Here is a 26,586-nt window from a genome sequence, read left to right as displayed (position 1 = left end):
TGTCAAGAAGTGAGGAAGAAACCAATGTTGGTGATGAATTACTTTATGTATATACGTTAATCAATAAAAGTGCTATCGGGGTACTTCAAAAAGGTACGTTGTCTGTTGAAGTACCAGAAGGGTTGGATCCAGTGAACAACCCAAGTTTAACTGTTTCAATACCTGAACTAGCGGCTGGTGAAGTATTTACTCATCAAGTCACTGTTAAGGTGACAGAACAAGCATTAAATCAAAAACCAATCGTTAAGATAACAGGTAAAGCAACAAATGAAAGTTCAGTCGAGCAAGATATTCCAGAAGCTTCAATCGAGGTTCCGGCTGGCATCGTTACTAAGATCGATACATCTGAAATCAACCTAACAATACCAACAAAAATGAATTTTGGTTCAGACGAAGAAAAAATCATTTCACCTGTTTACAAAATGGAAAACAATTCAACTGTATCTGTCGAGGTCAAGGTTGAACAGTTTGCTGCCGACGAGAATTTAAAAGGAAAAGAGTTAGCCCTGAATCTCATTTCGAATAATAAAAAAATTGTCCTTTATGAAAATGAGAAAGGATTACAAAAATCAGAATCGTTAGGAGTTCTAGGCTTTAACGAAATAAAGACAATAGACTTTGAGGGATCCGTTAAAGAGCAAACTGAACTATCAAAATCTTCATCCACTATGCATTTGAGATTTAAACCGATTTCATAAATCATGTATAAGATGTTTAAAAAGTAAAGATATTGCAATGAAAACAGGTCTTAAAGGGAATAAGTAGATAGTCAGCTTCTTTTGTCTATTTTTATAAAAAACAAGCGAGAACATCTGCTACTAACATATAGCTATTTTTTAGGTTCATTGTGACGAAAACAAGCATCGTATGCATCTGTTTCTTCAAGATGCGATGTTTAGTGTAGCAAGTTGTGCTTACAGACCATATGAACCTAGCACATAAGTAAAAAGGTGCCATCAATTTCCCAAATAGGAAATTTGAAGGCACCTTTTTTGTTTTGAAAAAGTTTTTCTTTTCGCAATTATCATGAATCGGTTAAAGACATGACAATGATTGATTAACTCTTATTGTTTTTTCATTTGTAAAATTATTTCTTCAACAGGGGTCACGATAATCGTTTTCTGATTTTCATAAATAACGAATCCAGGTTTGGAGCCATTTGGTTTACGAATATGTTTTACTTGAACCAAATCTACAGGAACTTGCGCTGAATGACGATATTTTGAGAAGTAAGCAGCTAATTCTGCTGCTTGAGTAATCGTCTCATCAGATGGCTCGTTACTTTTGATAATCACGTGTGAACCTGGGATGTTTTTTGCATGGAGCCAGTAATCTGATTTTTTAGCAGTTTTCATTGTTAGTAAATCATTTTGTAAATTATTTTTTCCTACCAGAATTTGAGTACCGTCTTCAGCAAAGTAAACATCTGGTTGAGAAGGTTTCTTTTTCTTTTGTTTTTTAGCAGATTTCTTTTTAAAGTACCCTTGATCAGTTAATTCTTCTTTGATTGCTTCAATATCCATTGGACCTGCAATTTCAAGTTGAGCTAAGACAGAATCGAGATACTGAATTTCGTCTTTGGCTTCTTGGATTTGTTGGCCAATTAGTTTAACGGCATTCTTTAGCTTTTGATAACGGTGGAAATACTTCTGTGCGTTTTGGTTAGGTGTTAATGCAGGATCAAGCTTAATGGTCAGAGGTTGATCTGCTTCGTAGTAATTCGGTAAAGTGACTTCTGTTGCACCACGTGGGACTTGAGTCATAAAAGTGGTCAACAGTTCGCCATTGCGACGAAAATCTTCAGCATTTTCAGAATCTTTTAGTGTTTGTTCTCGTTTTTTTAATTTATTTTGATTTCGTTTACGCTCGTTTTCCATTTTTCGAATCAATTCGCTACCTTGCTGTTTGGCACGGTCTTTCTCTGCTTTGTCATGATAAAAACCGTCAAGCAATGTGCTCAAGGTTGAGTAGTTTGTTATTTGATCAGCAGTTTTCGCAATTGATTGATAGGAAATGGGGGTAAAGAAGTCTTTATTTTTTGCTTCATAAAGCGTAGGGGAAAGTTTATCATTCAACTCATGGAAAAAGTTTTCCCAAACAGCCATTTTTTCATTAGGTTGTTCTGTCAAGCGACTTGTTAATTCTTGTGCTGTATCAAAACCAAGACCTTGGAAATTTTGCTGTAAAATTTTTGGTGTCAGTTCTAATTGGGAAAGACGTTGAAAGATTTTTTCTTTTTCTGCTGAAAATGGATTTAATTGTTCTTGTTTTGGTGGAGCAACATACGTAACACCAGGAATCAGCGATCGATAAGTATTTTGAGAGCTTCCGATGTGTTTGATTGTATCTAAGATTTTTCCGCTTTCCCGATTGACCAGTACAATTGTGCTATGACGACCCATCAGTTCAACAATCAAAACAATATTTTGTAAGTCGCCCAGCTCATCTCGTTTTGTAAAATGAAAATGAATGACACGGTCATTTTCAACTTGTTCGATTTTTTCTAACAAAGCACCATCCAGATGTTTTCTTAGCATCATTACAAAGTTAGGGGGGGTGTCAGGATTCTGATAATCAATTTGCGTAATCTGAATTCGCGCATAGCTAGGATGAGCGGATAATAACAAACGATGATTGGCTCCGCGCGAGCGAATAACTAAAATAATTTCATTTTCATAAGGTTGGTGAATTTTGGAAATTCGACCAGATAATAAGGTATCACGCAACTCACTAACCATTGCGTGGGTAAAAACACCGTCAAAGGACATAATGCTTCCTCTTTTCTTTTCGTAATTAGTTTCATTATAACGAAAAACAAGTATAAAAACCAATAGTGGCGTAATGCCAGTAAAGCGCTAGTCTATTTACGTACAAGTTTCTAGTGATTCATCAGTGAAAAGAATCTATATTTTGCATAAATAGTAAAAATTTCTGAGGGAGACGTAATTTTTTTCGTCAAAGTGCTAATTTATAGGTATAATAAAGAAAATGAGCAAACAACATCGGAGGAAAAAGCGAGGTGTTTATTATTTGGGGAGAAATAAAAGAAAAAATCCAAGAAAGCTGGACGCAATTTGGTGACGCGTTTGCTGAAAATCCAATCAAATATTTTTGGCGTGCAGGTGGCTTACTTTTTTTATCATTGTTGTTAGCGGGCTCAATGATTTTTTTGCCTGAAAAAATCAAAGCAGATCAAGTAGATAGTTTGGTGTATTCAACGATCACCTCTGATAAAGTCAAAGGGTTTGATTACAGTAATGCCGAGCAAACAATTGCTGATAGCAAAGCGATATCAGTCATGTTTTGCGTGCCAAAAGGTGAAACCTATGAACAAGTCTTGTCTATTTTTAATGATTCAAAGAAAATGGAAGAGTTGAATCGTCAAATTTATTTTTATCCTCTCGTTTATGACGTTGCTGAGGAAGAAAAAGAGTATGGGATCAACAGGGAACAAATCACATTTATTTTTTTTGATGGCGGTAAGGAGACGAACCGAGTCGTTATTGGTAAGGAAGGAATCACGGATGTTTCGAAAGAATTAGTACCGGAGTTGAATCGCCTTCCATTAGCAAATATTAAAAAGCTTGAACTTGAAATGACAACAGACTCAACACAATAATTTGCACAATGTAAATATTTCTATTGACGAATAAAAAAAATTCGATTAGACTTAAATCAATTATTTGACGAAAGGGTGAACCACAATGAACTTATCAAACCAAACTTTACTAGGAAACAATAAAGCATGGCGTAACTGGCGTAGATGAGTTGTATTGATGGCGACCTTCCCATAGATACGACTTTTTAGAGAACAATCTAAAGTTTGTATCTATGCTAGACAAGAAATTTGACTACCGCATAGAGACTTCTATGCGGTTTTTTGTGCACTAAGGACAATACCGTAAAAGGAATTGTCCTTTTTTTGTTGGGTTTGCTTAATAATAAAACAATTTATTAAAACATTGTTATCGTTCATAGCAAAAATAACTAGTTATTAACAGGAGGAAAAAAATGAAAAATAAACGATTGATAGCGGTCGTAGCGCTACTGGGAATCTACTTGATTGGTAGTTTCGTTTACGAAAAAATGGCTGAGACGAAAAGTGCAGCTCCAGCAACAACGGAAGTAAAAGAAATCGGTGTTTTACAATATGTCAGTCATCCAGCATTAGATGAAATTTATCGCGGAATCAAGGATGGGTTGAAAGAAGAAGGATTGGTTGAAGGAAAAAATCTTAAAATAAACTTTCAAAATGGTCAAGCCGATCAAAGCAAATTAGCGACGATGAGCCAACAACTTGTTCAAGCAAATCCAGCGGCACTAATTGGAATTGCAACACCTGCAGCACAAGCATTAGCAAATACTACAAGTGAGATTCCAGTGGTGCTAGGCGCTGTAACAGATCCAGTTGGGGCAGGATTAGTTGAGTCCTTAGAGAAGCCGGGAAAAAATGTGACCGGTGTTTCTGATCAGCCGCCTGTCAGTGCTCAAATCCAATTAGCTACAACCTTACTACCACAAGCCAAAAGAATCGGAATTCTTTATGCGTCATCGGAAGATAATTCTAAATATCAAGTTGCGCAAGCGGAAGCTGCTGCAAAAGAAGCTGGTTTGACAGTGACAAAATATGCAGTACCTTCAACAAATGAGATTGCACAAACAGTTCAAGTCATGAGTCAATCTGTTGATGTGATCTATATTCCTTTGGACAACACGATTGCCAATGCGATGCAAACAGTTATCAAGGAAGCAAACAAAGAACAAATTCCCGTTATTCCATCAGTTGATACAATGGTTGAACAAGGTGGTCTGGCAACAATTGGGATCAATCAATACCAATTAGGTGTTCAAAGTGGCAAAATGGCTGCAAAACTTGCACTAGGAAAAAATGAAGCAGCTACGACACCTGTTTATACCTTTGATAAAGGTGATATTATCATCAATCAAGAGCAAGCAGCTCGCTTAGGTGTCACGATTCCTGAAGAGGTAAAAGAAAAGGCTAAAAGTGTGACACAGGAGTCAACAAAATCAACTGAAAGTTCAAAGGAGGAAGACAAATGATCGTCTCATCTATTTCACAAGGAATGCTTTGGGCCATTTTGGGTTTGGGCATTTTTATGACTTATCGAATTCTTGATTTTCCTGATATGACAACAGAAGGGTCATTTCCGTTGGGTGCAGCCGTTTGTGTGACTGCGATTACGAATGGGGTAGCACCGATTTTTGCTACACTTTTAGGAGTAGGAGCAGGAATGGTAGCCGGCTTGGTAACTGGTTTGCTTTATACAAAAGGAAAGATTCCCGTTATCCTTGCTGGAATTCTAGTAATGTCTGGTTTGAATTCAGTGATTCTATATGTGATGAAAACACCTAACCTTTCTTTATTGAATCGGCCCATTTTACAAGATAGTTTCCAAAGACTTCAACTACCAAATTATTTTGATACAGTTTTGTTAGGTTTAATTGCGTTAGGTGTGATTATTTCTATTCTGTTGTTTTTCTTCAATACAGATTTAGGTCAAGGATACATTGCAACAGGGGATAATGAAACGATGGCACGTTCTTTGGGAATTAAAACAGATCGAATGAAAATTTTGGGGTTAACGTTATCAAATGGGGTGATAGCTCTTTCTGGTGCATTAATTGCTCAAAATGATGGTTATGCAGATGTAAATAAGGGAATTGGTGTAATCGTTATAGGTCTTGCTTCGATCATTATTGGCGAAGTGATTTTTCAAGAGTTAACATTGGCGGAACGGTTGATTGCTATTGTTGTTGGTAGTATTATTTATCAATTATTGATTTTGATCGTTATTAAATTAGGTTTTGATACAACTTACTTGAAACTATTCTCAGCAATCATTCTTGCGTTTTGTTTGATGATTCCGCAAGTGAAAAAAGCGCTGAATCTAAAAACGGGCTTTGAGAAGGAGGCAAAATAAATGACAGCAATCTTAACCATCCAAAATGGAAAAAAAGTTGTGAATAATGGACTGAATGAAAATAAAGTTTTACTTGAAGATATCAACCTCTCAATCAATGAAGGAGATTTTATTACTGTCTTAGGCGGAAATGGGGCAGGTAAAAGCACGCTATTCAATACAATTGCGGGGACACTGCAACTTTCTCAAGGCAGTATTTTGTTTAAAGATCGAGTGATTACGAAAGATTCCGAAGAAAAACGTGCAGCGTTTCTGGCACGTGTGTTTCAAGATCCTAAAATGGGAACAGCGCCGCGAATGACTGTTGCTGAAAATTTATTGTTAGCACAAAAACGTGGACAAAAGCGTCCTTTACACCTGAGAAATTTAAAAAAACAAAAAGAATTTTTCTACCAACTGTGTCAAGAAGTCGGAAATGGATTGGAAACACATTTAGATACGCCAGCAGGTGAACTTTCTGGCGGACAGCGCCAAGCGTTAAGTTTATTGATGGCAACGATTCGAGTACCAGAACTATTGCTGTTAGACGAACACACAGCGGCTTTAGATCCTAAAACAGCGAAATCATTAATGGAACTAACCAACCGCCGAATCACGGAACAAAAATTAACTTGTTTGATGATTACTCATCGAATGGAAGATGCATTAAATTATGGAAACCGATTGATTGTTTTACAAAAGGGACGAATTGTTCAAGATTTGAATGCACAAGAAAAACAAAACTTATCAATGAGTGATTTATTACAATTTTTTGAGGAAGTTCTTGATTAAAAAAGGTAAAAAAATGAGTAGTATTGAGAACTAAGCAAGAGTGTTGCGAATGTCTTCGCCAATGTTTGCGCAACATTGAGTCGTGTCTCCAACTTGTGGACGTTTTCTTCTGGTTGAATCGGATACAATCAAAAGAAAGAGGTAAGGACTTCTATCTATCCTTACCTCTTTTTAGCTGGCGAAGTAGAATGAAAAAGGAATTGACAAGCTCCTTTCATTCGTCCTATACTTAGTACAATCTAAGACAGTTTAGGCGTTTCGTGAGGTTATACTTTGAGTGAAAATTAAATAAGTTTCATGAGATGCTTTACGTTTTGTGAATAGTTCAAGACATCTTGCCACGTAGTCGTTTACTGTACTTTTTGTTTAGTACGAAAACACTAGGTGGTTTTTTTATATTTCATGACAAGATAAATAAACAAAATAGTATTACTTTGGACAATCAAGGAGGACAAAGCGTGATTTCTGGGAAAACAAAACTTGCAGGTTTTTTTGCAAATCCAGCGGAACATAGTTTATCACCACGGATGCATAATCGTGGGTTTCAAGCTTGTGGTGTTGATGCGGTATATTTAGCTTTTGAAGTAGATCAAACAAATCTGGCACGAGCAATTGAAAGTATTCGCACATTGGATATGTTAGGTGTGAATTTGTCAATGCCTAACAAAACGACGGCTATCGCTTATGTCGATGAACTAAGTCAAGAAGCACAGTTGATTGGTGCAATCAACACGATCGTGAATCAAAATGGGAAACTGATCGGCTATAATACAGATGGTATTGGTTTTGTGAAAGCAATGGCAGAAACCGCAAAAATTAAGATAAAAGACAAAAAAATAACTATTCTCGGTGCTGGTGGTGCGGCTAAAGCAATCACTGTCCAGGCTGCGCTTGAAGGTGCTAGAGAAGTTGTTTTATATAAAAGAAAAAATGAACGATTTTTAACGGTGAAACGTGACTTTGAAAAAATTGGAGAACAGACTGATTCAATCGTACGAGTGGTTGATTATGCAGATGAGGAACAACTCGTACGTGACTTGCAGACGAGTGAGCTATTAGTGAATGCAACAGATATTGGCATGGGTACAAAAGAAGGACAATCGCCGTTAGCAAAAGCTACCTTTTTACATGAAAACTTATTTGTGATTGATTTAATTTATTCACCAAGAAAAACACAATTACTAAAAGAGGCAGAAAAAATAGGTGCGCCTGCCTTTAATGGTTTAGGTATGCTATTATATCAAGGTGCAACGGCTTTTCATTTATGGACGAATCACGAAATGCCACTTGATATCATGAAAGATTTATTTGAATAAAGGGGAAAAAGAAATGATTATTATTATGAAACAAAATGCAACAGATGAACAAATTTCACAAGTCGTGAATCGTGTAAAAGAAGAAGGCTTAGCTGTTCAAATGAATCGTGGAAATGAGCAACAAATCGTTGGCTTAGTTGGTGATACTAGAAAAATTCAGGATGTTGCCTTTCAACGATACGACGGAGTAGAAGAAATTGTTCGTATTACAAATACGTACAAACTAACTTCGCGTGAGTTTCATCCACAAGATACAGTTGTGGATATTAACGGCGTCAAAATCGGTGATGGTTCGTTTGTCACAATGGCGGGCCCATGTTCCATTGAAGGCTTAGATCAAATTCGCGAAACAGCTCGAATGGCTAAAGCTGGTGGTGCGAAAATCTTGCGTGGTGGTGCATTCAAGCCAAGAACTTCACCTTATGCTTTCCAAGGGTTGGAAGAAGAAGGGTTGAAATACATTCGCCAAGCGGCAGATGAACTTAATATGCAGGTCATCACTGAAGTAATGGATGAAGCCCACATTGAAATGGTGGCACATTATAGTGATATTTTACAAATTGGCGCACGAAATATGCAAAATTTCCGTTTACTTGAAGCGGTTGGAAAAACAGGCATGCCAATTGGATTAAAACGAGGGATTGCTGGAACGATTAATGAATGGCTAAATGCTGCAGAATATATTGCTGTTCAAAATAATAATCAGATTATTTTTATTGAAAGAGGTATTCGAACGTATGAAACGGCAACTCGAAATACGTTTGATTTAAGTGCCGTTCCTTTGATTAAAAAGCTTAGTCATTTCCCAATCATTGTTGATCCAAGCCATGGGACTGGAGTTTGGGATTTGGTTCCGCCGATGGCTCGTGCTGGTGTTGCTGCAGGTGCCGATGGCATGATTGTTGAAATCCACCCCGATCCGGTTAATGCTTGGTCAGATGGCCCGCAGTCTTTGAATGAAAAAACGTATCTGAAGATGATGGAAGAAGTGCATATTTTAGAAAAAGCAATGAAAGAAATTCGTAAATTAAATAGCTAATGACAAAGGAAATGCAGGTGTGAACATGAGTATTCAAGTAGAGCTACCACAACATTCTTATGAAATCATTATTGAAAAAGGTGCATTATCGAGAATCGGTCAATGGGTGAACGCTTTGTGGTCTCCACAAAAAATTTGTTTGATAACTGATAAAAATGTTGATTCACTTTATGCTCAAACAGTGAGTGAACAATTAACTAATGCAGGCTACATGGTAATCAAAGCTGTGATTGAGCCGGGCGAAGCAAGCAAATCATTGCAGCAAGCAGAAAAGTTGTTTCAGTTACTAACAGAAAAACAATTTACTAGAAGTGATGGCATCATTGCTTTAGGTGGTGGCGTAATTGGTGATCTAGCAGGTTTTGTTGCAGCAACGTTTATGCGTGGTATTCATTTTTTACAAATCCCGACGACTTTACTTGCTCAAGTAGACAGTAGTATTGGTGGAAAAACAGCAGTGAATACCTCGTATGCCAAAAACATCATTGGTGCATTTTGGCAACCTGAAGGGGTATTGATTGATCCGGATACGTTACTTACGTTAACACCAAGAAGAGTCAGTGAAGGATTAGCAGAAGTAATTAAATATGCTGCAATTGCTGACAAAAATTTATGGGAAACCTTAGTGAATATAAATGGACGAGAGGAAATAGTTCAGCAATCTGAACAAATAATTGAAGCGTGTTTAGCTATAAAAAAAACAGTAGTTGAAGCAGATGAATTTGATAATGGGCAACGACTAATTCTTAATTTTGGCCATACAATCGGTCATGCTGTTGAAAAAACTGCCGGTTATGGAAAGATTACCCATGGAGAAGCTGTTGCAATCGGAATGATTCAATTAACCAAAGTCGCGGAAAAAAAGGGTTTAACGGAAACAGGAACAACGGAAAGTTTACGTGAAATGGTGCGGAAATTTGAACTTCCTGAAGAAACAACTGAATGGCAAGAGCGTGCATTATTTGAAGCTATCACTCACGATAAAAAAGCACGAGGAAATAGAGTGAAATTAATTGTGCTCAATAAAATTGGTGAAGCAACTATTTTGCCGACCCCCTTAAATGAATTAATGGATTATTTGAAGAAGGAGGAGAAATGAGATGCGCTTTTTGACAGCCGGAGAATCGCATGGATTAGAATTAACCGCGATTATCGAAGGATTGCCAGCAGGTCTTTTCTTATCTGTTGATGAAATCAATCTTGAACTAGCAAGACGTCAGGTCGGTTATGGTCGTGGCGGCAGAATGAAAATCGAAAAGGATCGAGTAAAAATTACTTCGGGTGTTCGTCATGGCTATACACTAGGTTCCCCAGTAACATTAGTTATTGAGAATAAAGACTGGAAAAATTGGCAAACTGTGATGTCGCCTGAACAAGTTTCCGAGAAAGATGCACCCCTGCGACAAGTGACTCGACCTCGACCAGGACATGCAGATCTTGTTGGGGGGATGAAGTATGGTCACCGCGATTTAAGAAATGTTTTGGAACGATCATCCGCGCGTGAAACGGCAATACGAGTAGCGATTGGAGCCGTTTGTAAACAATTGCTTAAGGAACTGGACGTATCAGTTGCTGGGCACGTATTAGCCCTTGGAGGTTTGAGAAGTGAACTACCGGATAACTTGACAGTAGAAGAAATCAAACATCGCTCTGAAAATTCCGAATTACGTGTAGTTGATTCTAAAGTTGAAGCTGCGATGAAAGAGTTGATTGATCAGACGAAAAAAGCGGGAGATACTTTGGGTGGCGTAGTCGAAGTGCTAGTAGCAAATGTTCCAGCTGGGTTGGGAAGCTATGTCCATTGGGATGAAAAACTAGATGCGAAAATCGCCCAAGCAGTGATGAGTATCAATGCTTTTAAAGGTGTCCAGTTTGGCTTAGGTTTTACTATGGCAAACTTGCCTGGATCAAAAGTCATGGATGAAATCACTTGGGATGGAACACGTGGATTTACTCGGCAGTCCGATAACTTAGGTGGTTTCGAAGGTGGCATGACCAATGGTGAAACGATTATCGTACAAGGAGTAATGAAGCCAATTCCAACTTTATATCGTCCGTTACAAAGTGTTGATATCCAATCAAAAGAAGCATACCGAGCAAGTGTTGAACGTTCTGACACGACAGCTGTTCCTGCAGCAAGCGTCATTTGCGAAAGCGTCGTGGCAACAGAGATAGCTAAAGCATTTTTAACAAAATTTTCTGCGGACACTTGTGGGGAATTAAAAGAAGCTGTTGACTTGTATCGCGATCGAATTGCTCAGTTTTAACGGCAACAAATAGTTTAGCTATTATTTCAGCTATGTTAGGAAGTGGGACAAAAGATGAAATTACTGACAAATCAGACGAAGCTCCGAGGCACTTTACAAGTACCTGCAGATAAATCAATTTCTCATCGAAGTGTTATGTTTGGTGCAATCAGTTATGGAGAAACTGTTATTCATAATTTTTTGCGGGCACAAGACTGCCTTTCAACGTTACAGCTATTCCGAAACTTAGGTGTCGAGATCACTGAGGAGATAGACCAAACTATTCGTATCAATGGAAAAGGGATTGAAGGATTACGTCCAAGTAGTAGTCCGCTAGATTGTGGGAATTCAGGAACAACGGTTCGGCTCGTTTCAGGAATTTTAGCTGGTGCGGCCTTCTCGTCAACGTTAATTGGAGATGCTTCGTTAAGCAAACGACCAATGAACCGAATCATTGATCCGCTGACTCAAATGAATGCTCGAATAACTGGGGCGACGGAGAAAGGTTTGTTACCTCTGAAAATCGATCAAACAAATCAATTAATACCAATCACATATGAAATGCCTGTTGCAAGTGCTCAAGTAAAATCAGCTATTTTATTTGGAAGCTTACAGGCAGAAGGTACGACAACAATTATTGAAAAAACACCTTCTAGAAATCATACAGAAGAAATGATCCAACAGTTTGGTGGGCGAATTCAGCAGTCAGGAAAAGAAATCACACTTGTTGGACCACAAAAATTAACCGGCTGTGAAGTAAATATTCCCGGTGATATTTCTTCGGCTGCGTTTTTTATTGTTGCAGGTTTGTTGTGTCCAGAAAGTGAAATTACACTAAAAAATGTCGGTATTAACCCAACTCGAACTGGCATTTTAGATGTAGTTAAACAGATGAATGGTCAAATCAAGCTAACGGAAGAAGATTCTGTTAACCAATCAGCAACGATTCAGGTGAAAACATCTGAACTTCAAGGCATCGAAATCGGAGGGGCAATCATTCCGCGACTGATTGATGAACTACCTGTGATTGCGTTACTTGCTACCCAAGCAAAAGGAACAACCCGAATTTATGATGCCGAAGAATTAAAAGTGAAAGAAACCAATCGAATTGATGCAGTGGCGACAGAATTAACAAAATTGGGTGCAAAAATCCAAGCGACAGAAGATGGGCTAATCATTGAGGGACCAACACCACTTCGAGTTTTCCAAAAAAAACAACAAGTTTCCAGCCATAACGATCATCGGATTGGTATGATGTTACAAATTGCTGCTTTGTTAGTCGAAACTGGCGAAATAGAACTAGCGGAAGCAGAAGCGGTAGCCATTTCATATCCTCAGTTCTTTGGTGATTTAGCTAAATTAGTCCAAGGTACATCAAATGAATAATTCGATTATACTTGTTGGTTTTATGGGGTCGGGAAAAACCACGATTGGCACACTCTTAGCAGAAAAACTTGCTGTTTCTTTAGTCGATTTAGATGAATTGTTCGAAGAGAAATATGCGACTACGATTACACAATATTTTGAAAAATATGGCGAATCACACTTTCGTCAAGCTGAGACAAAGCTGCTTCAAGAACAATTGACTGTTTCAAAAGCACAAGTGATTTCTACTGGTGGTGGCATTATTTTAAATCAAAGAAATCGAACATTGCTAAAAAATGGTGGAAATGTTATTTTTTTAGAAGCATCAATTGCTGAGCTGTATCAAAGAGTTATTCATGACGAAAAAAATGTGAGACCTTTGGCACGACAGAAGACAGTTGCTGAATTCTCAGAACTATATCAGACTAGAAAAGCATTTTATCAAGAAGTAGCCACGTTTCAAATTGAGACGACGAACAAATCGCCACAACAAATCGTGACAGAAATTTTAGCACGCTGTTAAGAAAGCATCTCGAATGACTATTGGTAAATTGGCAAAGAAGAGTGGGGGAAAACAAGAAGTTTGTTTTGTCCTACTTTTTTACGAAATTGACTGAAAAAAAATAGTATTTCAAATAAAAAATCGTTATTTTTTATTAAATTGGACTTAAGTAGCATGCTTTTTATCGATAGGTAACGTATCCTTGAACTATCACTAGGTAATTAGGAGGAAATGCGATGAGTCGGATGGACCGTCACAATAAAAAAAACAAAGGGAAATCCTTAAAAAATAATACAGATAATCTCTTCGCTCGCCGTCAACGAAAACAGGATATTCAGCGAGAATCAGATCAACATGTAGAACAAAATCAAAGCAATCAGTCATTTTCGAATGATTTTGATTCATCAAACAACCAATTGAATCGACCATTTGATGAATACAATGAATATGAGCAATTGAATCAGCAAACAACTGAGAAAAAGAAATTTTTTCGGAAAAAGAAATCACCACAGCCACCACCAAAAGGACGAAAAAAACGTTCATGGAAGAAAATGCTTTTTGGTCTTTTCATTCTTATTCTACTTTATTCAGGTATTTCTTTTTTTGTAGGAAAATTTATGGCTGAGCATGACAGTAGTTTAGCTAATGCACCAGTTGAGACCTTTAATGGTGTTCAGTCAGAAAACGGAGCAAAAAACATTTTGATTTTGGGAAGTGATACAAGGGGAGAAGACGCTGGTCGGGCAGACACAATTATGGTTTTGCAGCTACGAGGTCCAGCGCACAAACCGAAGCTCGTTTCCTTTATGCGTGATAGCTTTGTTAACATTCCTGGTGTCGGGCAAAACAAAATCAATTCTGCTTATGCCTATGGCGGTGCAGAGCTAGTCCGGCAGACGTTAGCAGAAAACTTTGGAATCGAGTGTCAGTATTACGCAAAAGTTGATTTTCAGTCGTTTGAAAAAGTAATTGATGCGTTATTTATGTTCGGTGTGAAGCTAGATGCTGAGAAAGACCTGAATCTTGATGGTGTCGATATCAAGAAAGGGGTCCAAAAAATGGATGGCCATGTCTTATTGCAATATGCTCGTTTTCGAATGGATGAGGAAGGGGACTTTGGTCGTGTTAGACGTCAGCAACAGGTGATGAATGCAATTTTCAGTCAACTAAAAAATCCAATTAACTTACTTCGAGCACCTTATGCGGCTGGAAAAGCAATTGGGTATACTTCGACAAACGTCACCGCAACATTTATAGCTACTCATCTGCTTTCAATTGCTCGTGGTGCAACTGGCATCGATCGACTAAGCGTACCAGTTGACGGCTCTTGGGATTATGGTAACAGTGAGTATGCAGGAAGTGTCTTAGTCATTGATAATCAAATGAACCAAGATGCGATTACCACGTTTTTGAATGAATAATTTGAGTAAAGATAAGAGTGATTTTTGTTATCAGGTAGGCTCATAATGGAAACAATTTAAAAAATCCTAGGATGAAAAAATTCCTAGGATTTTTTTATTATAGACTTTAGTCATTTTTTCGCAAAGCATGTAAAAAAACCACGCATTTTATGCGTGGTTTAATTTATTTTCGTTGCTAGTCCTCAAAGCCGCATAAACCATACGAACCTTGTGCCTCGGACAATGGAATACTTACAACCGAATTTGCGTTATTTAGCCCACGACAATTGGGATTATAGTGATATTTTCGACCAGAATCCGGAGCAATATAAACCATTTGTTGGTTTTGATTTTGCTGGGCTGCAGCTTGCGCAGCGGCGGCTTGTTCCGCAGCGACTCTAGCTTGTTCTGCTTGTTCATCGGCGATCCGCTTAGCTTCAGCTGCAGCCTGCTCATCGGCAACACGTTTAGCTTCAGCTGCAGCCTGCTCTTCAGCGACACGTTTAGCTTCAGCCGCAGCTTTTTCTTCGGCGACTCGCTGTTCTTCAGCAATTCGTTTGGCTTCAGCGGCCTTTTCCTCAGCGACGCGTTTTTCTTCTGCTGCCTTTTTTTCCGCAGTAACGATGGTCTGTTCAACTTTATTTGTTCGTTCAGTTAATGCACTGCTTCCACCAGGGATTTTTCCAATCGCTGTCAACGCAATGTTTAGTTGATCTCTGGTTGGTTCTTTTTCCGCTTTTTCAACTTCTTGTTGTGCCTGTTTTGTTAAATTTTCTAGTTCTTTTTTCTTAGCTTTTTCTTTTGAAATCTCAGTAGTATCTTTAGTTGATGATTCACTTGTTTTTGATGACTTGGTTATGTTGGTCGAACTACTGGTGCTTTCTGTAGTTATAGCCGAACCAGTTCCACAGGCACCAAGAATCAGTGAAAGGGAAAAGATTATTGGCAAAAGCCATTTCTTGTATTGAACTCTTTGTGTTTGTTTTAGTTGCCAACCAACGAATGCAAAGAGTAAGGTACCCAATGTAATCGAGGCAGTTGCCTCCATATTAATTATTGATTGAAAGAATAAAACCATCCCAATCCCTGCAAGAAACCAAGTTACCCCATTTTTCTTTTTCATTTTTTCCTCCTAGATAATTTTTGCTCCCACTTATTGGCAGGTAGCGATAGTCGCCATATAGTTGTGTAAAAGTTATTTAAAGTTGGCTATCATGTATCTTTCAATATGCGTGATTTCCCTAATAAGAAAGTATACGTCATGATGCGTGCGACAAACGATCCAGAAGGAAATACTAAGGGTGGAGCACAAGATTTTCATGACAAGCGTTGGTATTTAAATATTCCACAAAGATAAAAAATTCCCCCCTCTTTGAGGGGCGGTACATAAAAATTTATTATTTAGATTCTATAAACATGTACAACTTATCTAACAACAAAGTATATATTCTACAGAAGTAAACAAATAGCTTATATTTTAGGATGTACACAAATTGACAAGTATAATAAAACTTTGATAAAATACAAATGTTTTTTTATTTTTATGTGTGATTAGTTAGAACTTACTTAAATCCTATTATAATATTTTTGTTAATGATTTTAATAAAATGATTGGAGAGAAAATGATGGATCAAAAAGCGTTTATCGAATCTATTGATTCTACAATCGATAGATTAAAAAAAGAAATTCGATTTTATAATAGAGTAATTGCTATCGGAAATATTATAAAAATAGTCTTATCAGCTAGTATCCCAATATTAATTGATCAGGCTTCCGAACACAGGTCTTTACTATTGATTGTTTCAATTGCTTCAGCAATAATTACAATTATACAAAGTGGGATGTCTGCATTTAATTATCAAGATAAAGTACAGACTTCGACAGAGTTATTAATGAAAATTGAAAAAGAAAAGTTGTTATATATAACGAAAACATCCCCATATAATAAAACAGATGAAGAAAATTTCCATTTAATCGTTACAACCCTTCAAACTGAATTAAATGATATTATCTCTGATTTTAATCAAGTTAATAACTAAAAATTTATTTAATTATAAAGTAGTGCAGATAGTACTAATTGTACAATTAAGAAAAGAGATAAGACTTTACATTCCTAAAAAAATGTAAAGTCTTATCTCTTTTCTTAATGCTATAAATTCATAATAACATTATGGACAATAAATTTAAAATTTATTCAGACTGTAGACAAACTCCTAAATTTAGAGTGTTGTTTGCAGTCTGACGACTCAAAAATGAGTCGTATAAATCAATTATAGTAATAAGTCATTGATTTCTTTAAATTCTTTATCAAGTTCTTTTTCATCATATTTTTCATATTTATCAGCTTCATGAAGAACTTTTTTAATTTCATGAATAGCCTTTCGTTCAACTAACCATTTTTTTAGGTTATGTTTTTTTTCTGGATTTTCAGATAACGTATCAAGTTCGTCTAACTCTTTATCCAGTTTATTGACAACAGAAACAATTTTGTTTACAACTTTTTCTTCTTTGTTTTCTAAATTTGACATTTATCTTCACGTCCTTTTTATTTGATAATTTAAGTATAGAACTTTGATATAGTTTATACAAATAGAAACGCTTCTTCGTGTATTCTGTGATTTTCTTTTGAAATGAGGAAAACTTTGGAGTAAAATGAACGTGGACAGAACAATATTTAGGAGGAATAAACTATGTGTACGTCTATTACTTATGTAACAAGTGATCATTATTTTGGAAGGAATTTTGATTATGAAATATCTTACAATGAAGTAGTCACTGTTACTCCAAGAAATTATAAGTTGAATTTTCGAAAGGTAAATGATTTGGATACTCATTATGCAATGATTGGTATTGCCGCTGGTATAGATGACTACCCTCTTTATTACGATGCGACAAATGAAAAAGGATTGAGTATGGCTGGGCTAAATTTTTCTGGGTATGCTGATTATAAAGAAATACAAGAAGGGAAAGACAATGTATCTCCTTTTGAATTTATTCCTTGGATTTTAGGACAATGCTCAACAGTAGGAGAAGCTAAAAAATTGTTAAAAAATATCAATTTAGCAAATATAAATTATAGTGATGAACTTCCTTTATCCCCTTTACATTGGCTATTAGCTGATAAAGAAAAATCAATTGTCATTGAAAGTATGAAAGATGGACTTCATATATATGATAACCCTGTGGGCGTTCTTACCAATAATCCTTCATTTGACTATCAATTATTTAATTTAAACAATTATCGTGTCTTATCGAGTGAAACTCCTAAAAATAATTTTTCAAATCAAATAAGTTTGAATGCCTATAGCCGCGGTATGGGAGGGATAGGCTTGCCTGGAGATTTATCCTCAGTATCTCGTTTTGTTAAAGCGACTTTTACGAAGCTGAATTCTGTATCTGGAGATTCAGAGTCAGAAAGTATTAGTCAATTTTTCCATATCTTAGGTTCAGTAGAACAACAAAAAGGTTTGTGTGATGTTGGTGATGGAAAATATGAATATACAATTTATTCTTCTTGTTGCAATGTTGACAAAGGAATATATTATTATCGAACATATGAAGACAGTCAAATTACTGCAATTGATATGAATAAAGAAGACTTAGATAGTCATAAGTTAATTAGTTATCCAATTATAGAAAAACAACAAATTAAATATATAAATTAGTTAATGTGTTGTGATTGATTATTTAATATAGATATAATACAAAAAGGCAAAGATATTTTCAAAACATTTTTTCTTGATGTGATATCCTTGTCTTTTTTGTAATGTTTTTAACTTATTGCTTTTGCAAAATTTATTTACCTGTTTTCTGGATCAACGATAGTGTATATTATGCTATCCTTGTTTGGATTTTAGGACGTTTAAAGAGGCACTTTTTTACATAACTTAATCTATAGACCTTTTAAGCATGCTGTGAGATAATAATAAAGAAGAGTTTAAAGCGCACCCCAAACCACTTCCCCATAAGTGTTTTACGCTTTAAACTCTTTTATATTTGAATTCACTAAGAAGCATACCATATTTTTGAAAAAAAGTGAGAAAAAAGGCTTATAATTAGGATTTAGAGTAATTAATTAGATGTTTATTTTATAGGACTGATACTATAGATTACAAATAGTATCGTATTTCGCAATCTTAAAATTATCTTCTTACTATGAATAAGATAATAAAATTTGTATTTGTCCTTTTTAGGTAACTTATTTTAATCTATATACCTTTCTGGATCAACGAAAGTATACTTTATATAGTCATAACGTCGATGTTTTTGGCGAACATCGGGGACATCTGTTTTAACATTAAATAAAAAATAGATTGACTTGCCAATTCTACTCTTAGATGCCGAAATCTTAATGTATTTTTTTTGACTATAATATAAATTGATTAGCAATCTATCTTCGATAGCTTCAAATATGATTTCAGTACTCCAAAATTTGTACAAGTCTTTAACGAATTTATGTGTTGGGTCATAGTTGAACCACAGATAGACTCCATCAATTGCAAACATAAGATCACCTCGAAAATATTATACGAACAAACGTTCTTATTGTAAAGTTGATTTTCTGAGACGGAAGGGGCAAAAAACTATTTCTAGTGCGCTCTAGTTCGATCTTTGCGTAAATAAAAAACGTTATATTTCTTTGATTTTATGCGAAAAAGTACCAGTTTGTATTAGTAATAAACCAGTTGAATTAAAGTTAATCTTAAAATAACCATCTTATTAAATAAGTTTACTATATTGTAACTAGTAATTAAAGAATTAATCAGGAAATTAAAATGACAAAATGAAATTTAAGTTAGCGGTTACTTTTTAAATAATTTTGCTATAAATAAAAACTGCTATTTTTCTAGTTACTAAAATCGTAAATAGAAAAATAGCAGAGTAGTCAAGGTGTAAGTTTTACAACAAAAGTTTCGTATGGACGTAAGTTAAGTTGGTCAAGTGTTGAATAAGTGGCATCGTAATTACTGATAATTGTCGTTTCTGGTTTTTCAGAAAAGGAATAGAAAGTCTTTTGATCTGAAAAATTTGCGCAGACTAACCAAGTCTCGTGTTCGTAATTTCTTTTATAGGCAAAAATTGTAGGGGGAGTATCTAATAACTCATAGTTTCCCCAAATAATAATTGGGTATTTTTTTCGTAAAGCAATCAGCTTTTGATAAGTAAAGAAAAGTGAATTAGGATGATTCAAATTTGCTTCGACATTGATTTGCTCGTGATTTGGATTGATTGGGTACCAAGGAGAAACAGTTGAGAATCCCCCAAAGAGCGAATCGTCCCATTGCATAGGTGTACGTGCATTGTCACGACCTTTGGTATTGATCGCTTCAAAAATTTTTTCTTTCGCAATCCCCGCTTCTTGTTGACTATGATAAAAATTTAGACTTTCGATATCTTGAATCTGCTTGGCGGAATGAATCGGAAAATTCGTCATACCAATTTCTTCACCTTGATAAATAAATGGGGTCCCACGCATCAAATGAAGCAGGATTGCTAACATTTTCCCGCTCTCTAATGGATAGTTTAAGTCTCCCCAACGAGATAAAATGCGAGGCTGATCGTGATTGCTCCAAAATAAACTATTCCAAGCATTTTCAGGTAGGGCAGTTTGCCATTTTGAAAGCACCTTTTTTAGTTCAGCAACACTTAACTTTTTAAGTGCCCACTTTGAGTGCCCAGTTTGCTCATCTAATGCCATATGTTGAAATTGAAAGACCATTGAAAGTTCGTTTCTTTCTGGTGCCGTATATAACGGTGCAGTTTCAGGAGTCACACTTCCTGCTTCGCCAATAGTCACTAGGTCAGTTTCTTTTAAGACTTCATGATACATTTCTTGGAGGTATGTGTGTAAGTTTGGTCCGTTACCGAGTACTTCTTTTTCAGGTTGCTTTCCAATCAAATCAATAACATCTAATCGAAAGCCACCGATCCCTTTATCAATCCAAAAGCGCATCATTTCCCAAATCTCTTTTCGCATATTGGGATTCTCCCAATTTAAATCTGGTTGATGTTTGGAAAATAAATGCAAATAATACCGATTTTGTTTTTCGTTAAATGTCCAGGCCGTTCCGCCAAAAAAGGACTGCAAAGTATTGGGTGGTTCTTTTTGCCAAATATAATAATCCTGATATTTTTTATTTCCTTTTTCTGCTTCCAAAAACCAAGAATGTTGATCAGATGTATGATTAACAACTAAATCCATAATGATTCGGATTCCAAAAGACTTCGCTTTGGTAATTAACTGTTCAACATCCGCCATTGTTCCAAATTCATTTAAAATTGCATAATAGTTGTCAATATCATAACCATTATCAACGTTAGGCGAGGAATAAACCGGTGATAGCCAAATCGCATCAATTCCCAGTTGATGCAAGTAGGGAAGGCGAGAGACAATGCCGTTGATATCACCAATCCCGTCATGATTGCTGTCTTGAAAACTCTTTGGATAGATTTGATAAAAAACCGCTGATTGCCACCAAGGTATGTTATCTTTATTGTCTTTATTCATAAAAAACTCCTTTCTGGTGAAACGTTTCTAAGAGTCACTTGATAAAATTCAAACAAGTTCCTGACTTAGCTTTCATTATAATCAAAAAAATCAAGCTTTCAATGCTTTTTTATCGAAAAAAATATTTTAGAAAGCGCTTTACAAATTAGAAACAAGCTAGTATACTTCTCCCTGTAGAAACGTTTCACTAAAAAATGGAGGAGTAAAAAAATGAAACTATCGAAGAAAATTGGCTTATTAGGATTGACAGCTGTAATGGCACTTGGTGGATTGGCGGCGTGTGGTTCAAGCAATAATTCAGCAAAAGATAGCGAAGTTTTAAATATTTGGGGAATGGGGGACGAAGTAAAGCAGTTATCAAAAATGACTGATAAATTTACAGATGAAACTGGAATTGAAGTGAAAATTCAATCTATCCCATGGTCGAATGCACACGATAAACTACTAACGGCTGTGGCTTCAAAAAGTGGTCCAGATGTTTTACAGATGGGAACGACTTGGATGCCTGAATTTCAAGAAGCTGGTGCATTAGCAGATATGTCAAGTTACATTGATAAGTACGATGCGATGAATCCAGATAACTTTTATGAAGGTTCTGTTGAAACGACACAGTTTGATGGGAAGTCTTATGGTATTCCTTGGGCGGCAGAAACACGTGTCTTGTTTTACCGAACAGATATCTTAGAATCAATAGGATATAAAGAACCACCAAAAACTTGGGAAGAATTAGAAGATGCTGCGAAAAAATTAGCAGCACGTGGAGATGATAAATATGGAATCAATATTGATTCCAAGGAACAAACATTAGGGTTCATGTTTGCACGACAAAATGGTTCACCTTTGATTAAAGATAACCAACCAGAATTTGACCAAGCACCTTTTGTCGACAGTGTTGCTTACTTGAACAACTTTATCCAAAAAGGCTATGCGCCTAAGCAAGATCTTGGCTTAGATGTCAGCCAAACGTTTTCAGGCGATGCGATGGTTCCAATGTTCATTAGTGGACCGTGGATGGCAAAAACGGTGAAGGATACTGTTCCAGATATTGATGGAAAATGGGCAATCGCACCGTTACCGGGTAAAGAAAACAATATCTCATCCATGGGTGGGTCAAACTTAACTATTTTTGAATATTCAGAGAAAAAAGATGACGCGGCGAAATTTATTAACTTTATGGCACAGCCAGACAATCAGTTAGAGTGGATGCATTTGACAGACGCACTTCCAACAGCTAAAAAGACTTGGGAAAATCCTGAATTGAAAGATGATCCAATTTATAGTGTCTTCAATGAACAACTACTTAATTCAGAACCAATGCCATTAATCACACAATTTGAAGAAATCGCTCAAAACTATTTGAAACATTTTGAACAAATCTATTTAGGTGGTCAAGATGTTCAAAAAGAAATGGATTCATTCAATCAAGAAACAGAAACTTTATTAAATAAATAGTTTATCGGGCCTGAGGTCAGCAACTCGTGTCGCTATCTCGGGCCGATTTATTCAATTAAATTGGCGAAAGAATCTAATGTTTGCTTGTCAAATAGCAATCAAGCTAGCTTTCCCCATTCTAGAAAGGAAGTTCTGAAAGTGAAAAAAAGTCGAACACTTAAAGCACCATATTTATTTATTGCACCTGCACTTCTTTTGCTTTTACTTTTTTCAATCATTCCGATTTTTGTCGCTTTTTTTATTAGTTTTACTGATATGAGCTTGGTAGGGTTAGCAGATTGGTCAAAAATCAATTTTGTTTCATTCGATAACTATCAAGAAATCATTAGTGACCCGGTGTTTTTAAAAAGTATTCAAAATACGATTTTTTATGTTGTTTTGGGCGTGCCGTTAGTCATTGTCATGTCGCTAGGCTTAGCATTAATGATTAACTTTGGAAAAAATAAATTATTCTCAGCTTTTCGAATGATTTTTTACACACCAGCAATTACCAATGTGGTTGCCGTTGCAGTGGTGTTTAGTTATCTTTACAATCCAAGTTTTGGTTTTTTGAACTATTTGTTGTCTTTAGTTCATTTACCAGCTGTTCCTTGGCTAACGGATCCAACCATCGCAAAAATATCCTTGATTATCTTGGGTGTTTGGCGGGCTGTTGGAACAAATATGTTAATCTTTTTAGCGGCAATCCAAGGAATCCCCAAAGAATTATATGAAGCAGCATCATTAGATGGCGCTTCAAAAAAAGCACAGATTTTTTATATCACGATTCCGTCCTTACGTTTTTCAACTTTCTTTGTAACGGTGACAACTTTAATCGGCTGGCTTCAATTTTTTGAAGAACCATTTGTAATGACGAATGGTGGACCATTAGATAGCACGACTTCAGTTGCGTTATTCATTTATCGTAATGGGTTCCAATTCAGTAAATTTGGGTATGCCGCTGCGGGGTCATTTATTTTATTTGCGGTAATTATCCTAGTTACTTTATTCCAATTTAGAATGCAAAAACGCAATATTGAAAATCAACTATAGAGGTGTGACTGTTATGAATAAAGAATTACAAAGTAACCGACGAGTGAAATTTGTTATGGGTCTGGTTCTAACGATTGGCGCACTAGTCTGGATGTTGCCGTTTATTTGGATGCTATTATCCTCGTTAAAAACGGATATGGAAATCATGAAATTTCCACCTAGAATTTTTCCAGAAAAAGCGAGTTTAGATAATTTTATTGAATTGTTCAATGCATTTGATTTTACGACGTACTTAAAAAATACGCTGATTGTTGTCGCATTTTCTTTTTTAGGAATGATTTTTAATGCGATGGCAGGTTTTGGTTTTGCTAAATATAAATTTAAGGGAAGAGAACCTCTTTTTTATTTAGTATTAGCAACGATGATGATTCCTGGTCAAGTGACAATGATCCCCGTTTACTTGATTATGAATTCAATGAACTTGACTAATACGATGCCGGGGATTGTATTGCCAGGCTTGGTTGGAGCATATGGTATCTTCTTGTTCCGACAGTTCATGTCAGCAATCTCAAATGAGTTATTAGAAGCTGCTCGTTTGGATGGTGCGAGTGAATGGTTTATTTTTACGAGAATCATTTTGCCAATTTCTAAACCAGTATTGGCTGTTCAAGGAATTGCCACATTTATCGGTGGTTGGAACTCATTCTTATGGCCGTTGATTATGGCAAGTGATGAAAAATATTACACGTTATCAGTTGGGTTGCAGTTATTAAAAGGTCAATATGCAAACAACTATGCGTTACAAATGGCAGGATCTGCTTTTATGGTCGTACCGATTATTATTATCTTTATGTTTTTACAAAAATATATTCTAGATGGGTACAATGTGTCTGGTAATAAATAGAGGAGCTTACGCATGAAACAACAAGAAATTCTGAATTTACTTGAAAAAATGACGCTAGAAGAAAAAATCGATCAACTGTTACAATTAGCAGCAGAATTTTATTCGGAAAACGCAGAAGAACGAACAGGTCCAATGGCTGATTTAGGCTTAACTGAAGCAACCATTGCAAATGCAGGGACAACGTTAGGGGTTTCAGGTGCAGAAGAAGCCATTCGAATCCAAAAAAAATATTTAGAAAAAAACCGTTTGGGTATTCCTACTATTTTGATGGCAGATATCATCCACGGGTTTCGTACGATTTTTCCGATTCCATTAGGGTTAGGGAGTTCATGGGATCTGGATGCTGCTGAAAAAATGGCAGAGATTTCAGCGAAAGAAGCCGCTGTATCTGGCTTACATGTGACTTTTTCACCAATGGTTGACCTCGTTCGAGATCCGCGCTGGGGCAGAGTAATGGAATCAACGGGTGAAGATTCCTTTCTAAATAGTCGGTTTGCTGAGCGCTTTGTGAAGGGATATCAAGGAGAAGATTTAAAAGAAGATTTCTTCAGAGTGGCTGCTTGTGTCAAACATTTTGCAGCTTATGGAGCAGCGATTGCTGGTCGTGATTATAACACGGTGAACATGTCAGAACGCCAGTTGAGAGAAAGCTATCTTCCCGGGTATCAGGCTGCACTAGAAGCAGGTGCTAAATTAGTAATGACTTCTTTTAACACCATAGATGGTATTCCAGCAACAGGGAATAAGTGGTTATTTAGAGAAGTTCTCAGGAAAGAACTTAATTTTCAAGGAGTTGTGATTTCTGACTGGGGTGCAGTAAAAGAACTGATTCCACACGGCGTTGCCAAAGATGAAAAAGAAGCGGCTAAACAAGCGTTGCTAGCTGGAGTAGATATTGAAATGATGACGACTTGCTACAGCAATTATTTAAGTGAGTTGATTAAAGAAGGACAAATCTCTGTCGAATTATTAGATGAAGCTGTCGTTCGAATTTTAGAATTGAAAAATGATTTAAGCTTATTTGAACAACCATTCCGTGGGGCAGATCCAGTTAAAGAAAAAGAGATTGTTCTATCCAATGAACATCGAGAAGTCGCGTGTGAGATTGCTAAAAAATCAATGGTATTATTGAAAAATGATGATATCTTACCTTTTAAAAAAGAAGAAACCATCGCGATTATTGGCCCAGCTGCTGCTTCTAAGAAAATTTTAGGTGCGTGGTCTTGGCAAGGAAAATCAGAAGAGGCAATTTCGTTAGTTGAAGGTGCCGCTAGTTTAAGCAAGAAATTGTTAGTTGGAAACGAAGTATTTGATTATTTAGAACCAACGACTGAGGCGATTCAAGAAGCCTTATTGTTAGCAGAACAAGCAGATAAAGTTGTTATTGCATTAGGTGAATTAGAAGAAATGAGTGGAGAAGCAGCAAGTCGCAGTGATATTCGCTTACCAGGTGCGCAATTAGCATTTTTCCAACAAGTTTTGGAAATAAATGATCAAGTTGTTGTTACTTTGTATAATGGTCGTCCATTAGACTTACAGGGAATTGATGAAGCAAAAGGAATCATTGAAGCATGGTTTCCTGGGACAGAAGGTGGGAGAGCATTAGCAGAAATTCTTTGGGGTAAATATAATCCAAGTGGACGATTAAGTATGTCCTTTCCTGAAACAGTTGGTCAAGTACCGATTTATTATAATTGTGATAATACTGGTCGTCCGTTTGAGACGACACCTGATGAAAAATATGTTTCAAAATATCTAGATGTTTCAAATTATGCAAAATATCCGTTTGGTTTTGGCCTTAGCTATAGCGATTTTCGTTACTCAGCAATTTCTTTAACCAGTGATGAATTGACACCAGCAACGGAGATAACTGTTTCTGTTACGATCAAAAATCAATCAGTTTTTGCGGGTGAAGAAACGGTTCAGTTCTATATTCATGATTTAGTCGGTGAAGTTGTTCGACCAGTCAAAGAACTAAAAGGATTCCAGAAAGTTCACTTGGCACCTTTTGAAGAGAAAACGGTGGCTTTTTCGATTGATGAGTCGCTTTTGCGATATGTACACAGTAACCAAGAAATGAGCAGTGACGCAGGTGAGTTTGAAGCAATGATTGGTCCAAACAGCCGAGAAGTTTCGTCGGTGCGTTTCAACTTAAAAAAATAGATAGGA

The 26,586-nt window shown here is 36.4% G+C and carries 23 protein-coding genes and 1 pseudogene; 19 read left to right on the top strand and 5 right to left on the bottom strand.

Annotated elements, in window-relative coordinates; all coding sequences use genetic code 11:
* On the top strand, positions 1-698 hold a 698-nt coding region (locus RV17_RS13375), incomplete at its 5' end, for a hypothetical protein (protein ID WP_428839263.1).
* A gap of 366 nt (positions 699-1,064) precedes the next feature.
* On the opposite strand, the gene efbA is transcribed toward RV17_RS13375, so the two are convergent.
* Positions 1,065-2,768: a fibronectin-binding protein EfbA gene (efbA, locus tag RV17_RS02580; protein WP_071868426.1), complete on the bottom strand. Its 1,704-nt coding sequence runs from the start codon at positions 2,766-2,768 to the stop codon at positions 1,065-1,067.
* Positions 2,769-3,019: 251 nt separating this feature from the next.
* Between efbA and RV17_RS02575 the strand changes: the two genes are divergently transcribed.
* The 11 genes from RV17_RS02575 to RV17_RS02525 all read left to right on the top strand — a co-directional run bounded on the left by RV17_RS02575 (position 3,020) and on the right by RV17_RS02525 (position 14,602).
* A complete protein-coding gene (locus RV17_RS02575; protein ID WP_067482221.1) occupies positions 3,020-3,619 on the top strand; it encodes a hypothetical protein in 600 nt (199 codons plus the stop codon).
* Positions 3,620-4,011: 392 nt separating this feature from the next.
* A complete protein-coding gene (gene trpX / locus RV17_RS02570; RefSeq protein ID WP_071868425.1) occupies positions 4,012-5,061 on the top strand; it encodes a tryptophan ABC transporter substrate-binding protein in 1,050 nt (349 codons plus the stop codon).
* On the top strand, positions 5,058-5,942 hold the full coding sequence (locus RV17_RS02565; RefSeq protein ID WP_067482217.1) for an ABC transporter permease: 885 nt from the start codon (positions 5,058-5,060) through the stop codon (positions 5,940-5,942). The genes trpX and RV17_RS02565 overlap by 4 nt, the downstream gene beginning before the upstream one ends.
* Positions 5,943-6,713: an ABC transporter ATP-binding protein gene (locus RV17_RS02560; protein WP_067482215.1), complete on the top strand. Its 771-nt coding sequence runs from the start codon at positions 5,943-5,945 to the stop codon at positions 6,711-6,713.
* 458 nt (positions 6,714-7,171) lie between these two features.
* Entirely contained in the window at positions 7,172-8,029 is an 858-nt protein-coding gene (locus RV17_RS02555; protein ID WP_067482213.1) for a shikimate dehydrogenase, read from the top strand.
* Positions 8,030-8,042: 13 nt separating this feature from the next.
* The gene (gene aroF, locus RV17_RS02550) at positions 8,043-9,068 is read left to right on the top strand and encodes a 3-deoxy-7-phosphoheptulonate synthase (RefSeq protein WP_067482211.1); all 1,026 of its coding nucleotides are present in this window, start codon (positions 8,043-8,045) and stop codon (positions 9,066-9,068) included.
* A gap of 25 nt (positions 9,069-9,093) precedes the next feature.
* Complete coding sequence (gene aroB, locus RV17_RS02545; protein WP_071868424.1) at positions 9,094-10,167, top strand: 3-dehydroquinate synthase; 1,074 nt, start codon at positions 9,094-9,096, stop codon at positions 10,165-10,167.
* 1 nt (position 10,168) lies between these two features.
* Positions 10,169-11,335 (top strand): chorismate synthase, encoded by a 1,167-nt coding sequence (aroC, locus tag RV17_RS02540; RefSeq protein ID WP_071868423.1) that lies wholly within the window; start codon positions 10,169-10,171, stop codon positions 11,333-11,335.
* A gap of 54 nt (positions 11,336-11,389) precedes the next feature.
* Positions 11,390-12,700, top strand: coding sequence for a 3-phosphoshikimate 1-carboxyvinyltransferase (aroA, locus tag RV17_RS02535; protein WP_071868422.1), 1,311 nt, complete (start codon positions 11,390-11,392; stop codon positions 12,698-12,700).
* Positions 12,693-13,202, top strand: a complete 510-nt coding sequence (locus tag RV17_RS02530; RefSeq protein WP_071868421.1) for a shikimate kinase — start codon at positions 12,693-12,695, stop codon at positions 13,200-13,202. Before aroA ends, RV17_RS02530 begins: the two co-directional genes overlap by 8 nt.
* Before the next feature lie 215 nt (positions 13,203-13,417).
* Positions 13,418-14,602, top strand: a complete 1,185-nt coding sequence (locus tag RV17_RS02525; RefSeq protein ID WP_071868420.1) for an LCP family protein — start codon at positions 13,418-13,420, stop codon at positions 14,600-14,602.
* 175 nt (positions 14,603-14,777) lie between these two features.
* Here RV17_RS02525 and RV17_RS02520 read toward each other — a convergent pair whose 3' ends face one another.
* Positions 14,778-15,704 (bottom strand): hypothetical protein, encoded by a 927-nt coding sequence (locus tag RV17_RS02520; protein ID WP_067482199.1) that lies wholly within the window; start codon positions 15,702-15,704, stop codon positions 14,778-14,780.
* Positions 15,705-15,785: 81 nt separating this feature from the next.
* Here RV17_RS02520 and RV17_RS13775 point away from each other — a divergent pair.
* Both RV17_RS13775 and RV17_RS02510 read left to right on the top strand, forming a co-directional pair.
* Positions 15,786-15,938, top strand: a pseudogene (locus RV17_RS13775) (N-acetylmuramoyl-L-alanine amidase); the annotation flags it as partial.
* Positions 15,939-16,188: 250 nt separating this feature from the next.
* On the top strand, positions 16,189-16,620 hold the full coding sequence (locus tag RV17_RS02510; RefSeq protein ID WP_172843727.1) for a DUF4231 domain-containing protein: 432 nt from the start codon (positions 16,189-16,191) through the stop codon (positions 16,618-16,620).
* Positions 16,621-16,851: 231 nt separating this feature from the next.
* Here the strand turns inward: RV17_RS02510 and RV17_RS02505 are convergent, their stop codons facing one another.
* On the bottom strand, positions 16,852-17,109 hold the full coding sequence (locus tag RV17_RS02505; protein WP_002295273.1) for a hypothetical protein: 258 nt from the start codon (positions 17,107-17,109) through the stop codon (positions 16,852-16,854).
* Positions 17,110-17,271: 162 nt separating this feature from the next.
* Between RV17_RS02505 and bsh the strand changes: the two genes are divergently transcribed.
* Entirely contained in the window at positions 17,272-18,246 is a 975-nt protein-coding gene (bsh, locus tag RV17_RS02500; RefSeq protein WP_067482195.1) for a choloylglycine hydrolase, read from the top strand.
* Between the two features lie 538 nt (positions 18,247-18,784).
* Here the strand turns inward: bsh and RV17_RS13630 are convergent.
* Positions 18,785-19,087, bottom strand: a complete 303-nt coding sequence (locus tag RV17_RS13630) for a DUF5960 family protein (RefSeq protein WP_067482193.1) — start codon at positions 19,085-19,087, stop codon at positions 18,785-18,787.
* Positions 19,088-19,466: 379 nt separating this feature from the next.
* The gene (locus tag RV17_RS02490; RefSeq protein WP_071868419.1) at positions 19,467-21,089 is read right to left on the bottom strand and encodes a glycoside hydrolase family 13 protein; all 1,623 of its coding nucleotides are present in this window, start codon (positions 21,087-21,089) and stop codon (positions 19,467-19,469) included.
* Between the two features lie 210 nt (positions 21,090-21,299).
* Between RV17_RS02490 and RV17_RS02485 the strand changes: the two genes are divergently transcribed.
* The 4 genes from RV17_RS02485 to bglX all read left to right on the top strand — a co-directional run bounded on the left by RV17_RS02485 (position 21,300) and on the right by bglX (position 26,580).
* Complete coding sequence (locus RV17_RS02485) at positions 21,300-22,541, top strand: sugar ABC transporter substrate-binding protein (RefSeq protein ID WP_071868418.1); 1,242 nt, start codon at positions 21,300-21,302, stop codon at positions 22,539-22,541.
* 138 nt (positions 22,542-22,679) lie between these two features.
* The gene (locus tag RV17_RS02480; protein WP_067482187.1) at positions 22,680-23,573 is read left to right on the top strand and encodes a carbohydrate ABC transporter permease; all 894 of its coding nucleotides are present in this window, start codon (positions 22,680-22,682) and stop codon (positions 23,571-23,573) included.
* 13 nt (positions 23,574-23,586) lie between these two features.
* Positions 23,587-24,417 (top strand): carbohydrate ABC transporter permease, encoded by an 831-nt coding sequence (locus tag RV17_RS02475; RefSeq protein WP_071868417.1) that lies wholly within the window; start codon positions 23,587-23,589, stop codon positions 24,415-24,417.
* Positions 24,418-24,429: 12 nt separating this feature from the next.
* On the top strand, positions 24,430-26,580 hold the full coding sequence (gene bglX / locus RV17_RS02470; protein ID WP_071868416.1) for a beta-glucosidase BglX: 2,151 nt from the start codon (positions 24,430-24,432) through the stop codon (positions 26,578-26,580).
* Positions 26,581-26,586: the final 6 nt, after the last annotated feature.

The organism is Enterococcus thailandicus, from assembly GCF_001886265.1.
Classification (GTDB): domain Bacteria; phylum Bacillota; class Bacilli; order Lactobacillales; family Enterococcaceae; genus Enterococcus_B; species Enterococcus_B thailandicus.
The sequence above is the reverse complement of the archived record's forward strand: the minus strand, read 5'-3'. Positions and strand labels throughout refer to the sequence as shown.